The sequence below is a fragment of the Phenylobacterium sp. genome (genome assembly GCF_046590535.1).
Lineage (GTDB): Bacteria > Pseudomonadota > Alphaproteobacteria > Caulobacterales > Caulobacteraceae > Phenylobacterium.
In genome coordinates this window covers 1-12,699 of record NZ_JBKJTG010000228.1, presented here as the reverse complement: position 1 = coordinate 12,699, position 12,699 = coordinate 1, and the positions used below count along the sequence as shown (strand labels likewise).

General features: G+C 70.4%; 10 protein-coding genes. 3 read left to right on the top strand and 7 right to left on the bottom strand.

Annotated elements, in window-relative coordinates; translation table 11 throughout:
• On the bottom strand, positions 1-1,005 hold a 1,005-nt coding region (locus ACLL81_RS13820; RefSeq protein WP_411288936.1), incomplete at its 3' end, for an FAD-dependent oxidoreductase.
• 125 nt (positions 1,006-1,130) lie between these two features.
• Here ACLL81_RS13820 and ACLL81_RS13815 point away from each other — a divergent pair.
• Positions 1,131-2,183, top strand: coding sequence for a hypothetical protein (locus ACLL81_RS13815; protein ID WP_411288935.1), 1,053 nt, complete (start codon positions 1,131-1,133; stop codon positions 2,181-2,183).
• 103 nt (positions 2,184-2,286) lie between these two features.
• Here the strand turns inward: ACLL81_RS13815 and ACLL81_RS13810 are convergent, their stop codons facing one another.
• Entirely contained in the window at positions 2,287-3,417 is a 1,131-nt protein-coding gene (locus ACLL81_RS13810; RefSeq protein ID WP_411288934.1) for a ferritin-like domain-containing protein, read from the bottom strand.
• 53 nt (positions 3,418-3,470) lie between these two features.
• On the opposite strand from ACLL81_RS13810, the gene ACLL81_RS13805 reads away from it, so the two are divergent.
• On the top strand, positions 3,471-4,283 hold the full coding sequence (locus tag ACLL81_RS13805; protein WP_411288933.1) for an enoyl-CoA hydratase: 813 nt from the start codon (positions 3,471-3,473) through the stop codon (positions 4,281-4,283).
• Positions 4,284-4,336: 53 nt separating this feature from the next.
• Positions 4,337-4,912: an NADPH-dependent FMN reductase gene (locus ACLL81_RS13800; protein ID WP_411288932.1), complete on the top strand. Its 576-nt coding sequence runs from the start codon at positions 4,337-4,339 to the stop codon at positions 4,910-4,912.
• On the opposite strand, the gene ACLL81_RS13795 is transcribed toward ACLL81_RS13800, so the two are convergent.
• The 5 genes from ACLL81_RS13795 to ACLL81_RS13775 all read right to left on the bottom strand — a co-directional run.
• Positions 4,909-5,901, bottom strand: a complete 993-nt coding sequence (locus ACLL81_RS13795; RefSeq protein WP_411288931.1) for an amidohydrolase family protein — start codon at positions 5,899-5,901, stop codon at positions 4,909-4,911. The two genes, ACLL81_RS13800 and ACLL81_RS13795, sit on opposite strands and share 4 nt — an antisense overlap.
• 67 nt (positions 5,902-5,968) lie before the next feature.
• Positions 5,969-8,392: an ATP-binding protein gene (locus ACLL81_RS13790; protein WP_411288930.1), complete on the bottom strand. Its 2,424-nt coding sequence runs from the start codon at positions 8,390-8,392 to the stop codon at positions 5,969-5,971.
• Positions 8,393-8,464: 72 nt separating this feature from the next.
• Entirely contained in the window at positions 8,465-9,280 is an 816-nt protein-coding gene (locus ACLL81_RS13785) for a TrmH family RNA methyltransferase (protein ID WP_411288929.1), read from the bottom strand.
• A 4-nt stretch (positions 9,281-9,284) separates the two neighbouring features.
• The gene (locus tag ACLL81_RS13780; RefSeq protein WP_411288928.1) at positions 9,285-11,408 is read right to left on the bottom strand and encodes a M13 family metallopeptidase; all 2,124 of its coding nucleotides are present in this window, start codon (positions 11,406-11,408) and stop codon (positions 9,285-9,287) included.
• Positions 11,409-11,544: 136 nt separating this feature from the next.
• Positions 11,545-12,699: hypothetical protein (locus ACLL81_RS13775; protein WP_411288927.1), on the bottom strand; the 1,155-nt coding region annotated here is incomplete at its 5' end.

Genomic DNA, 12,699 nt, shown 5'->3' with positions numbered 1-12,699 from the left:
CCTCGCCGCATAGGCCCCTGCATCCGCCCCCGACACGTGGGCGGCGACGATCCGGGCCACCAGGGGGGCCAGGAGCCAGCCGTTGCGCCGGGCGCCTACGGCCAGCAAGACTCCGGGCTGCGTGCTCCAGCCGACCAGGGGCAGGCCGTCGGGGGTGGCGGCGCGCACGCCGGCGGCGGTGGTGAAGGCGGCGTTCGCCAGGGCGGGGAACAGGCGGGCGGCGGCGGCCAGCAGGGGCGCGGCGCGGCCTGCGTCGACGGTGGGGTCGGCGGCGCCGTGCTCCATGGTGGCGCCGACCATCAGGCCGCCCTCGCCCGGGGTGAGGTAGACACCCTCCCCCCGGATGGTGACCTGGGGCGTAGGCGCGTCGGGCAGGGTGAGGATGTGGCCCTTGATCGGCGACAGGCTGGCCAGTTCGGGCGCGGTGTCGGTCAGGTTTGTGGCGGCGGCTGTACCGGCTCCTGTGGCGATCACCAGCAGGTCCGCGTCGCCGCGGCCGGTGACAGGCTCCGTGCGGAAGGCGACGCCGGCGGCGTGGGCGGCGTGGCGAAGCTGGGCCAGGGCGGCGGGCGCCTCCAGGCGCCAATCCTCGCGGGTGAGCAGGGCGCGGCGGAAGGCCTGGGAGACGCCGGGGGCCAGGTCCTGGGGCGCGCGTTCGGTGAGGCGAACCCCGAGGCGTCGGGCGCCGGCCTGGGTCCTGGCCAGCCAGGCCTCCGCGCCAATGGCCAGGGCGCCGGACCGGTCGAGGTCCACACCCGCGCGCCGAGCCAGCGCCGGCCACAGGTCGCGGGCCGCCATCAACAGGCCGAAGTGGGCCAGGGCCTGGGGGTCCAGCAGGGCCTCGAACACCGGCGCCAGCATGCCCGCCGCGACGCCCGAGGCATTGGCGCCGGCAGGCTCCGGATCGCACACCGTCACCCGGCAACCGGCGTCGGCCAGCGCCAGGGCGCTCGCCAGACCCAGCGCGCCTGCGCCCGCCACCGTTACTCTCGGACCCGCGCTCATGCCCCCTTCGACGCGGGACGGCGGGCGAAAGCAAGGCCTGCGGGACACAATTGCCGAGCCTCCCGGCTGCGCCTAGGCTCAGGTCGTCACGGCCTCGCGCGAAGGCCGGCCACGGGGAGATCCGCATGAAACCGCACAGCGTCCTGGCCCTGCTGCTCTGCGGGGCGGCCCTGGCGGCGGCGCCCGCCGTGGCGCTGGCGCAGGTGTCCGCCTTCAAGGCGCCGCGAACCGCCTTCGGCCAGCCCGACCTGCAGGGCATCTGGACCAACGCCACCATCACGCCGCTGGAGCGGGCGGCCACCTATGGCGCGCGAGGGGTGCATACGCCGCAGGAAGTGGCGACGCTGGAGGGCGAGACCTCGGCGCGGGTGGCGGCCAGCCTGGCGCCCAGCACCGACCTGGACCAGAAGGAGATCAAGACCTGCGAGGTCCGCGGCTTCTCCGGCGTGGACTGCGGCTACAACGCCTTCTGGGTCGATCCCGGCACCAAAATCATGCGGATGGGCGCGGAGCCGCGCACCTCGATCATCAACTCGACCGCCGATGGGAGATTGCCGACGCTGACCGCCGCCGGGCAGGCCCGCGGCGCCGAGCGGGCGAAGAACCGCGCCTCGGGCCGATCGTTCGAGGGGCCCGAGGGCCTGTCGCTGGGGGAGCGCTGCATCCTGTCGTTCAGCTCCAGCGCCGGGCCGCCGATGCTGCCGCTGCTGTACAACAACACCTACCAGATCGTGCAGACCCCCGAGGCGGTGATGATCCTGGTGGAGATGGTCCACGACACCCGCATCATCCGCCTGACTGACCGGCATGGCCCGACCGGGGTGCGCCAGTGGATGGGCGATAGCATCGGCCGCTGGGAAGGCGACACCCTGGTGGTGGAGACGGTGAACCTGCGCCGCGAGCAGAGCTTTCGCGGGGCCAGCGAGGCGGTGAAGGTCACCGAGCGGTTCACCCGGATCAACCCGGGCCAGATCAGGTACGCCTTCACCATCGACGACCCGGCGACCTTCACCCAGGCGTGGGGCGGCGAGCTTTCCATGAACGCCACCAAGGGGCCGCTCTACGAATACGCCTGCCACGAAGGCAACCACGGCATGGTCGGCATCCTGGGCGGCGCGCGGGTGCAGGAGAAGGACACCGGCAAGGTCACGGCGGCGGCGGCGGAGGAAGAGGGGTAGGCAGGGGGGCTTATGGCTGCACCGCTGGGGTAGCGGCGGGTCCGAGCCACCCCTCACCCTGCCCTCTCCCCTCGCTACTACGTGTCGGGGGAAAGGAGGTTTTCTACTCCGCGGCGATGCTGACGGGTCTCGCGGCGCGGTCGCGGAAGTTGATTTCCTGGAGGTATTTGATGCCCTCCTCGGCGATGTCGTCGCCGATCATCTTTTCGCCCTCGGACTTCAGCTCGTCCATGTCGACGTAGGTGCCGTAGAAGGCGCGGGTGCGGTCGGTGATCAGGCCGGCGTTGTAGAGGGTCTTGATCAGCACACGGAAGATGTTGGTCTGGCTCTTCAGGCGTTCGCGCCGCGCGTCGTCGTTCTGGATGATGGCGCGCACCTCCACCAGGACCCGCTCGGGATCGAGGCCGAAGTCGCGGTAGACGCCGCCCATCTGCACGGGCGAGCCCAGGTTGAAGAGCAAGCTCTGGAAGCAGTGCGCGGCCCAGTCCTCAACCGTCTCGCGCTCATCCTGGGTCATCCGCGGAATGGTCCGGTCGGCCCAGATCTTGCCGAACTTGTGGTGGAAGGCCTCGTCGGTCATGACCAGCTGGAACAGCTTCTTGGCCAGGGGGTCGCGGTTGTACTGGAAGCCGGTGGCGAAGGCGCCCATGGCCAGGCCCTCCACCAGCATCTGCATGCCGATGATCTTCTTGTAGACCTCCGGCGCGGAAATGATGTCGACCAGCAGCTGCTGGAGCACCACGCCGCAGGGACGCGGGCGGCCCCAGCGGGCCTTGATGTATTTGGCGAAGGCGGTGACGTGGCGGGCCTCTTCGCGGGTCTGGTTGGCGGCGTATTCCTGCGCCCCCTGGTCCTTCAGCACGTGACAGAGGCTGGCCGAGAGGTTCAGGGCGCCTTGCTCGCCATGCAGGATGGACGAGAAATTCCACAGCGCCATCTCGTTGATGAACTTGGCCTTCTGGCCGGTCTTCTCGAGGTGGTCGAGGACGTAGGGCACGCCAAGGCTCATGACCTGGTCGTCGGGCAGCAGCGGATCGTTCTCCATGTCCCAGGGGGCGGAGAAGTCGATGTACTTGGTGTCCAGCGGATCCCAGAAGTGGTCGTGGGTGGCCGAGATGATCTTGTCGAAGGCCGTCGAGCGGGCGCCGTAGCGGTCCAGCTCGAGCATGGACTCGAAGTCGTCCGGCGCCACCGCGTCGTACAGAATGTCCTTGGTGATGTTGCCGTCGGCCACTGCGCAATCCTCCGCTAAGATCGTCAGCAGAGCAGGAAAGCGGCGAGTGAACAATGATCTCTTACGTCAGCGTCCGGTACGAGGATCGCCCGCGCGGCCGGGTGGCGTTCGTGGCCATCGAGAACGAGCGCAAGCTGAACGCCGCGTCATCGCCGGTGATGACCGCGCTCACCGAGCTGTTCCACGGGCTGGCGGCGGACCTGGCGCTGAGGGCCGTGGTGCTGACCGGCTCAGGCGAGCGGGCGTTCATCGGCGGCGCCGACATCGACGAGATGAGCGGGCTCTCCGGGCCCGTGGAGGCCAGGGCCTTCATCAGCCGAGTGCACGAGGTCTGCCAGGCGATCCGCGCCACGCCGGCGCCGGTGATCGCCAGGATCAACGGCTGGTGCCTGGGGGCGGGGCTGGAGATCGCCGCGGCCTGTGACCTGAGGCTGTGCGCCGACACCGCCATGCTGGGGATGCCGGAGGTGAAGCTGGGCCTGCCCTCGGTGGTGGAGGCGGCGCTCTTGCCGTCGCTGATCGGCTGGGGCCGGACCCGGCGCATCCTCTACACCGGCGAGACCTTCACCGCGGCCGATGCGCTGGCCTGGGGCCTGGTGGAGGACATCCATCCGCCCGCCGCGCTGGACGACGCCGTGGAGGCCTTGCTGGCCCAGCTGTTCGAGGCCGAGCCCCGCGCCGTGCAGATCCAGAAGGCGCTGATGCAGCGCTGGGAGGAGCTGCCGATGAGCGGGGCCATCGCCGCCGGGATCGAGGCCTTCGAGGACGCCTGGACCACCAGCGAACCCGCCGACGCCATGGCCGCCTTCCGGGCGCGCCGGCGGGCGGCGAAGGCGGTGCATCCGCCACCGCCGCGAAGGCGTTGATCTCATCGAGCCGCGGTGAGGACCAAACCCACCTTCCGCAGAGGACACCTCCCATGTCGCAATCCCGTACCGTCGCCGTCGTCGTCGGCAGCCTCCGCAAGGACTCCGTCAGCCGCAAGGTCGCCAAGGCCCTGGAAGTGCTCACCCCCAACCTCAAGTTCGAGTTCCTGGAAATCGGCGGCCTGTCGCACTTCAACCAGGACGACGAGGCCGCCCCGCCGGCCCCGTGGGTCGAGTTCCGCAACCAGGTGAAGGCGGCCGACGCGGTGCTGTTCGTCACGCCGGAGTACAACCGCTCCGTCCCCGGCGTGCTCAAGAACGCCCTGGACGTGGGCTCGCGGCCCTACGGGTCCAGCGCCTGGAACGGCAAGCCCGGCGCGGTGGTCAGCGTGTCCCCCGGCGCCATCGGCGGGTTCGGCGCCAACCACCACCTGCGCCAGTCGCTGGTGTTCCTCAACGTCCCCGTGCTCAGCCAGGAAGCCTATGTTGGCGCCGCCTTCGCCCTGTTCGACGACCAGGGCAAACTGGTGAACGCGGCCACCACCGAGTTCCTGCGAAGTTATGGCAAGGCGTTCACGGACTGGATCGAGCTGATCCTGCGCCCGGCGGCCAAGCACCAGGCGGGCTAGAGGTCGAGCTTGTAGAAGTTTACCGCATTGTCCCGGAATAGCTGGGCTTTTTCGTCTGCGCTGCAGCCGGAGGCGACCCGCTTGAGGGCGTTCCACAGGACCCCGTAGCTGCACGACACCCGGTCCACCGGGAAGTTGCTTTCGAACATTCCCCGCGCCGGGCCGAACGCCTCCAGGCAGGTTTCCAGGTAGGGCCGCCAGGCGTCGGCCAGTTCGGCGGAGGTGGGCGCGACCTGGCGCTTGTGGAAGCCGAAGCCGCAGATCGCCATGCCCAGGCCGCCGAGCTTCACCCAGACGTTGGGACAGGTGGCCAGCTCGCCGATGTCGCGGGCCCAGCCGGCGAACACCTCGTCCCGGCGCCCGGCGTAGGGCCCGATCCCCAGCGGTCCGCCGCAGTGGTCGAGCATGATCGGGGTCTGCGGAAACGCCCGGGCCAGGGCCGTCACCTCGGCAAGCTGCGGGTGGAACTGCCAGGCCTCGAAGGACAGCCCGCGCGGGGCGAGCTGGGCGAAGCCTTCGCGGAAGTCGGCCTGGCCGTAGAGGCCCTGCGGCGGCCGTGTATGGCTGTTGTCCACGTCGGGGCTCGGGTCCCAGGCGCCGGAGTGGCGGATGCCGCGGAAACGCCCGCCGCCGGCCCGGACATGGTCGTCCAGCACGTCTGCGACGGACGCGCCCTGGTCCAGGGCCGCGCGCCCGACGATCCCGGCGCAGGCGCGCACCGGCCCATAGCGCCCGGCGTCGGCCATAGCCGCCACGCCGGCCACGAACTCGGTCTCGCCGACGTACTGGAAGCCCTCGCGGCGGTGCGCCGAGTAGAAGGCCGTACACTCTACGAAGACGGTGCTCTCCACCCGGTGGCCCTGACCGATGTCGGCCAGAAGCTCCGGCAGCAGGTAGCGGCTGGTGGGGAAGTCCCACAGGTGATGGTGCGGGTCGCAGATCGGCAGATCCGGCTCCAGCACCTCTTCGGTCATGGTCTTTTCGGGCATGGCGCGAGCCTAACCCCAGGGCGGCGTCCCTGGCGAGGGCTTCAGGCCGCGCCTCCTGGCGAGGGCTTCAGGCCGCGGCGCTGTCGCGAGCCTCGGCGGTGTCCACGGCGGCCTGCAGGGCGGCGAACAGGCGGGCCGCCTCGATCGGCTTGGCCACGAAGGCGTCCATACCGGCGGCGTGATACTCGGCAACCTGGTGCGACATGGCGTTGGCGGTGAGCGCCACGATGGGCGTGCGGCCGCGGCCTTCGGCCTTTTCGCGGCTGCGGATCAGGGCCGTGGCCGTGAGGCCGTCCATCACCGGCATCTGCACGTCCATCAGGATCAGGTCCCAGCGCTCGCGCTCCCAGGCGGCCACCGCCTCGCGGCCGTCGCTGACCATCACCAGATCCACGCCGATCTGGCCCAGCAGGGTCTTGAGCACCAGCTGGTTCATGCCGTTGTCCTCCGCCGCCAGCACCCGCAGGGGCCGTGCGCCGGTGGCGATGGTGGTCGGCTGGGCGCGCCGCCGCCTGGGCCTGGGCGCGGCCGCCGCCACCCGCTTAAGCGGCAAGGTCACGGTGAAGGTGGACCCGACGCCCGGGGCGCTGGACGCGATGACCGAGCCGCCCATCAGTCCGGCCAGGTCGCGGCAGATCGACAGGCCCAGGCCGGTGCCGCCGAACCGGCGGGTGGTGGAGGCGTCAGCCTGCTCGAACTTGCGGAACAGCAGCGCCAGCTTGTCCGCGGCGATGCCGATGCCGGTGTCCATGACGGTCAGGCTCAGCTCGCGCCCCCGCCGGCCGACGATCACCTCCACGCGGCCGGCGTCGGTGAACTTCAGGCCGTTGGAGACCAGGTTGTAGAGGATCTGCCGCACCCGCACGCTATCGCCCAGATAGACGCCGCGCGCGCCGCGCTCGACCCGCAGGTCGAACGCCAGGCCCTTGCCATCGGCGATCGCCTGGAAGGTGGCGTGGGCGCCGCGCGCCAGCTCGTCGATGTCGAACTCGGCCCGCTCCAGCTCCAGCTTGCCGGCCTCGATCTTGGAGAGGTCCAGCAGGTCGTTGAGGATCGCCAGCAGGCTCTCGCCCGACTGGCGGATCACCTCCACCCGCTCGCGCTGGGGGGCGCTGAGGGCGTCGGCGGCCATGGCCTGGGCCATCCCCAGTACGCCGTTCAGCGGGGTGCGGATCTCGTGGCTCATGGTCGCCAGGAAGGCGCTCTTGGCCCGGTTGGCGGCCTCGGCCTCGTCCTTGGCCTGGACCAGGGCCTGTTCCTGGGCCTTGCGTTGGGTGATGTTCTGCATCGCCCCGATCAGCCGCAAGGGGCGGCCGCCCTCGTCGGCGATGAAGCGGGTCGCGCACGCGGTCCAGACCTCCTGGCCGTCGCTCCGGCACACCCGATACTCGGGGTAGTAGGGCGTCCCCTCGTCGACGTGGCGTTTCCACGCTTCCAGGACCGCGGGCCGGTCGCGGGGGTCGATGGTCGAGAAGATGTCGCGGTGGAGCTCGGCGAAGGTCTTGGGTTCGGTGAAGAAGGTTTCCTCGGCGCCCACCTTGACCAGTTCGCGCCGGACGTAGTCCATCTCCCAGACGTGGATGTCGGCGATCTCCAGGGCGAGCCTCAGCCGTTCCTCCGAGCGTTCGGTGCGCTCCAGCGCCTCGACCAGGTCGGTGACGTCGTTGATCGAGATAATCACCCCGCCCACGGCGCCCTCGGCATCGCGCCAGGGGGAGATCAGGACCCTGGACCAGTTCGTCTGTCCGTCCGCGCCCGGGGTGGGGAGGCGGTCCAGGGACAGAGTGTTGCCCGCCAGGGCGTGTTCGAAGCCGAAGCGCCACTGCTCAAACAGCTCGGGTCGCAGCTCGTAGACCGTGCGCCCGACGATCTGACTGCCCTCCAGGCCCCTGGCCTTGATCCAGGCCGCGCTGGCGCCGAGCACCCGCATGTCGCGGTCGGCGATCACCACCAGCAGGGGCGAGGATTCGATCACCGCGCTGAGGGTGCTGCGAACGGTGGCCGACTCGCGCACCGAGACCTCGCGCGCCTGGTTGGCGCGCAACCGGCTCCACTCATCGGCCACGAAATCTGCCAAGTCCTGCAGCCGGTTCGCCAAGCCCTGGTCATACGGCCGCGGCTCCAGGCCGGCGACCCAGATCGCGCCGGGGGTCGAGCCGTCCTCCAGCCGGATCGGCGCGCCGGCGAAGAACCGCATGTGCGGCGGGCCGATCACCGTCGGCTCGGCGCAGAACCGGCCGTCCTGGCTGCAGTCCTCCGCCCAGACCACGTCGCCGTCCAGGATCACATGCCGGACGCCGATGGCGCCTCCGACACTGTCGTCGTAGCCTTCGCGGCTGCGCCAGATCTTGCCGTCAACCAGGAGGGTGATCTGCGCGGCCACGTCGCCGAACAGGGCGCGCGCCAGGCGGGTGGCGCGGTCGAAGACGGGCCCGGATTGCTCCAGTCCCGCGGGCTTCGCCGCCGCATCGCGCGTCGCGCCGCTCGCCATTCGTTTCGCCCCGGGCACGCCGGTGTTCCGGCTTCAACGGCGCAGGTTCGGATATCGAGGTTAAGCACCCCTTTAGATTGGGCTTTTCGCCCGATGCGCGGCGATCCGGTGCAGCACGATCCCGCTGGTGGTGGCGACGTTCAGGCTGTCGAAGCCGCCGGCCATCTGGATGCGCACGGTGCGGGCCCGCGCCAGCAGGGCCGGCGGCAGTCCGGGGCCCTCGGCGCCGAACAGCACCGCGGTTCTGGGCGCCGGGCGCAGGGCATGAAGTTCGGTCTCGCCCCCAGGAGCAAGGGCCACGCAGTCCAGCCCGGCCTCGATCAGGGTTGCGGCCATGTCCGCGCCGGCCGGCAGCCGGGCGAACGGCGTGGTCAGGGCCGCGCCCACCGAGACCCGGATGGCCTTGCGGTAGAGCGGGTCGCAGCAGTCGGCGTCCAGCAGCACCGCGTCGGCCCCGAAGGCGGCGGCGTTGCGGAACACGCCGCCCATGTTGTCGTGGTTGGCGATGCCGCAGAGCGCCACCACCAGAGCGCGCTCGGGCAGGCCCGCCAGCAGCCGGGCCGCCGCAGGCTCGGCGCGCCGGCCCGCCGCCAGCACGCCGCGATGGATGGGAAAGCCGACTATGGCGTCCATCACCGCCTGGCCGGCGGCATAGACGCTCACCTGCGCCGGCAGCGCGTCGAGCAGGCCGCTCAGCGCCGCCACCCGCTTTTGCGCCACCAGCACCGAGACCAGCGGGTGGCGGGAGGCCCGGACGGCCTTTTCCAGCACCACCTGGCCCTCGGCGATGAAGCCCCCGTCACGACCGACCACATCGCGCTCGCGGACCTGGAGATAGGCCTCGATGCGTGGGTCGGACGGATCGTCGATGGCGACGGCGCGGGTCAAGCGCCTACCAGATCCGCACGCGCTCGGCGGGCGCCAGGTGCAGCTTCTGGCCGGGCTTGACCTCGAAGGCCGGATACCAGGCGTCAAGGTTGCGCACCGTCAGCGCCCGGAACTGGCCGGGAGAATGCACCCCGGTGACCACCGCGCGCCGCAGCGCCGGCTCGCGGAACTTGGAGCGGTAGTTCTGCGCCCAGCCCAGGAAGAAGCGCTGGTCGGCGGTGAAACCGTCGATCACCGGGCCCTCGGCGCCGCCCAGCGACAGGCGGTAGCCGTCGTAGGCGGTGGCCAGCCCCGCCACGTCGGCGATGTTCTCGCCAAGCACCTGCTGGCCGTTCAGGCGCAGGCCCGGCAGCGGCTCGTAGGCGCTGTACTGGTCAGCCAGCATCTTGGTGCGCGCCTTGAACTGCGCCATGTCCGCCGGCGACCACCAGTTGCGCAGGTTGCCCCTGGCGTCGAACAGGGCGCCCAGGTCGTCGAAGCCGTGGCTGATCTCGTGGCCGATCACCCCGCCGATGGCGCCGTAGTTGACGGCGGCGTCGGCGTCGGGATCGAAGAAGGTGGGCTCCAGAATCGCCGCCGGGAAAGTGATCGAGTTCTGGCTGGGGGCGAAGATGGCGTTGACCGTCTGCGGGGTCATGAACCACTCGTCGCGGTCCACCGGACGGCCCAGCTTGGCGAGGTTGCGGCGGTACTCGTAGAGGCCGCCTCGGTCCCAGTTGCCATAGGCGTCGCCAGGGACGATGCGCAGGCCGGAATAGTCGCGCCAGATGTCGGGGTAGCCGATGTTGACCTTGAAGTTGGCCAGCTTGGCGCGCGCCTCCGCCTTGGTCTGGGGCGTCATCCACTCCAGGCGGTCGATGCGCTGGCCGAACGCCAAGAGCAGGTTCCTGACCATCTCCTGCGACTGGGCCTTGGCCTGCGGCGTGAAATGCTTCTCGACGTAGAGCTTGCCGACCGCCTCGCCCATGGCGTTGGAGGTGTTGTCCACCCCGCGCTTCCAGCGGTCGCGAAGCTGCGGGGTCCCCGACAGCGTCTTGCCGTTGAAGACGAAGTGCTCGTCCACGAAGGCCTTGGAGAGGTACGGCGCGCCGCGTTCGACGGCGTGGAAGGCCAGGTAGTCCTTCCAGGCCTGCAACGGCTGGCTGGCGGTGAGCTTGGAGACGCCGGCGATGGCGGTGTCCTGCCAGGCGCCGAAGCGTTGCTGGGCGGGCATGCCGGCGCCGGCCAGGAAGGCGTCCCAGTCGAGGCCCGGCGCCTTGCGGGCCAGTTCAGAGCGGGTCCAGACGGTGTTGGCCCTGGCCACGTCGCTGGTCTGGTCGACCGTCCAGTGCGCCCGGGCGATGGCGGTCTCCAGCGCCAGGACGCGGGCGGCGCGGGCGGCGGCGTCGGCATAGCCCGCCAGGGTCAGCATCCGAGCGACATGCGCTTTGTAAGCGGCGCGCAGCTCCACATAGCGGGGCGTGGCGCCCAGATAGTATTCGCGGTCGGGCATCCCCAGGCCGCCCTGCATCAGGTAGGGCCGGTACTGGCGGGTGTCGTTGAGGTCCTCCGCCACCCACAGGCCGAACAGGCGCGGGGTGTAGTAGTTGGTGGAATTCAGCGCATCGACGTCCGCTCGGATCGCGGCGCCCAGCTCGCGCGAGAGGTCCTTGCGGGTGCGGATCGCGGCGATGCGGTCCAGCTCGGGCTTCAGCGGGGCCGCGCCCAGGGCCTCGATGGCGGCCTCGTCCATGAAGCTCGTGTAGTAGTCGCCGATGCGCCGCGCGTCCGTGCCCTGGGCGGCGTTCGACCTGGCCGTATCATCGATGATCGCCCGGGTGCGCGCCGCGGCGACCTCGGCAATCAGCGAAAAGCTGGCGATGCTGGAGCGATCGGCCGGGATCTCGGTGCGGTCCACCCAACCGCCCACGGCATAGCGGAAGAAGTCGTCGCCGGGGGCGACCGCGCGGTTCATCCCCTCGGTGTCGAAGCCGAAGGTCCCGTACTGCGGCCTCGGCCGCGCGGGCGCGGGAGGCGGCAGGGGCGCAGCGGCGACCTCGGCGGGCGGCGGCGGGGGCGTGACGGTGGCGCAGGCGCTGAGCAGAGCCGCGGCGGAGGCGGCGGCGAGCCAGGAAGAACGAACGATCATTGCGGGGAAGCTCCGTGCAGGCGCAGGCCCGGCCCGCGCGCGTTTGGAGGCCTTCTTACACCCGTCCCCGGCTTGGCGATGCTTACGGCTTTGTCATCCGTCGTGGTCCGTCCAGGTGGTGCAGCCGCGGTTGAACTCAAACCGGCACGGTAATGTTCTTGCCGCCGAAGACGGCCTGCCAGTTTTCGATCTCGCCCACGACTATATCGTCGGCAGCGTGCGCAAGTTCGGCTACGCGGCCATAATTGAGCTTCGCGTCGGGCGCCGACAATAGCAGGCGTATGCGGCCGGCGAGCGCGTCGAGCTTGGCGGCGCTGACCTGCGAGATCGCCGAGAAGCGCTCGAAGTCACCGAAGTACCGGATGCCCGCGATCGCGGCGCCGAAGGTCGGCAAGGCCACGCCCAGCCAAGTGAACAGGCTGGAGATCGCCTTGGGAACCTCGTGCGGGACGAGATGCAGGGCCGCCGCAGCTTCGAGGCCGAGATAGCCTGCCACCACGAGCACGGCGAGGCTGAACAGGATCTCCGACAGGCGGTCCAGATTGTGGTGCGCCGCGGCCAGCCGATCGGCCTTGCCGAGGTGGTAGTCGCGCTGCGGGACAACGTGGTCGGTCAGCAGGAGGTCCAACGCCGAGCGAAGATAGGCGGGCGTCATGGCCAGGGCAGGCAGGCCGACCTCGCGCAGGCCTTGCCGGGCATACCACTCCGGCCATGACGTCTCGGACCCACGCGGCCAGCGGCCCGGCGGTCTGGCCACGCCCAACAGCAGCAGGATTGGCGCATGGCGGAAGTATTCCGCCACCCGGCGGCTTTCAAACCAGCGAGCGTGCCAGCGACGTTGCTGGCCCAGCAGGGTGATGCCGACGATGGCGACCAGCAGGACGAGTTCGAACACCTCGAATATCCACTTGGTCTCGCTGCTGCCGAACGGCAGGTAGGCGATGCCGCCGACGATGGCCAAAGGCGAGAGGACGAAATTGGCGACCATGCCGCCGCGGTAGCTGTCGGACAGGTGCGCCGATACCCCGTCCGCCCAGGCAAACCGGCGAAGGACGGCGGCTTCGATGGCGCTGGCGAAGTTCGCCCCCAGTCCGGGCATGGCGCGGGCCTTGGTGAGCAGGCCCGCCCCGCTGGCAGCGGCGACCGCGTCGGGCGTCTCATAGGTCTGGCGCAAGGATCGAAGCCCCCCGCCCAGAGTCCGCGAACTGACCAGGGCTTCGATCCGACGATAGCCGTGCCAAAGGGGATGGCTGTGGTTGGGCCAGCGCTCACTCGAGAAGGCGGCCAGGCC